Annotated in this window: 1 protein-coding gene; it reads right to left on the bottom strand. The window is 39.1% G+C overall.

The window, feature by feature from the left end; translation table 11 throughout:
* Positions 1-905 (bottom strand): KR domain-containing protein (locus tag ACFSQJ_RS14155; protein WP_377767626.1); only part of this gene is annotated, 905 nt, incomplete at its 3' end.
* Positions 906-957: the final 52 nt, after the last annotated feature.

Here is a 957-nt window from a genome sequence, read left to right as displayed (position 1 = left end):
TTTGCTCCCGGAAAACGTCCAGCCATACCAATGACAGCAATATCCTTGGATTCGGAAATGACCGCTTTTTGTTTTTCGGTATCAAGGAAACTTTCGCCATAGCTACTATCCTCTTTCAAGTAGTTGATTAACTGAAAAATGGTAGAATAAGTGAAAAACTTTTCTATAGAGATGCTCAGTTTTAGGTCGCGTTTAATACGCTCATTTATCTGTATCAAGGTTAAAGAGGTGGCACCCATTTCAAAGAAATTGTCGTTTTTGCTGATCTTTTCAACTCCGATCATTTCTTTGAAAATCCTGGCCAACTCATTCTCAAGATCTTTCCATTCACTGATGCTTATTCCTTTTTCACCCTTTTGATCATCTGCTTTTTCCTCTTGTTGATCATTCGTTTGCTTCTCAAAGCTCAACCAGGCGTTTATCCTCTCTTGTAAGTCACCAGTGGAAATTACTATTTGAGGTAAACTTTCATTTCTAAGCATATAATCAAAGGCTTTCATTCCCTCTTCATATCTGATAGCATAGTCAATCATGCTTGATTTTGAGCCTGCACTATTCTCCCATATATCCCAACTAATACTCAACCAATCTTGATCTTTGTCTGCTACATTGTAGTAGGCGTAACTATCCATGAATTTATTGGCGGAAGCATATGCAACATGACCCAGACCTCCTAAAATTGAGGATACAGAAGACATTAGTATTTTGAAGTCGATGTTTTCACCTTCAAATATTTTATCCAACACTAATGTCCCATCGATTTTTGGTTTAAACTGCTCTTTGCTGGCAGATATGCTGATTTCTTTAACCAACTGAAGCGTGCTTGTATTTAGTATTCCTGCAGCATGAATCACGCCATGAATCTGTCCGAACAGCTCTTCCGCCTCTTGGACGACTTGTAGCATCTGTTCTTCATTGGCCACATCTCCCTTGCAGACAAGTACTTCTCCGCCTTTG

Origin of the sequence: Croceitalea marina (assembly GCF_042684265.1) — a bacterium.
GTDB lineage: Bacteria > Bacteroidota > Bacteroidia > Flavobacteriales > Flavobacteriaceae > Croceitalea > Croceitalea marina.
Note: the sequence above shows the minus strand (reverse complement) of the source record. Positions and strands in the feature narration are given on the sequence as shown.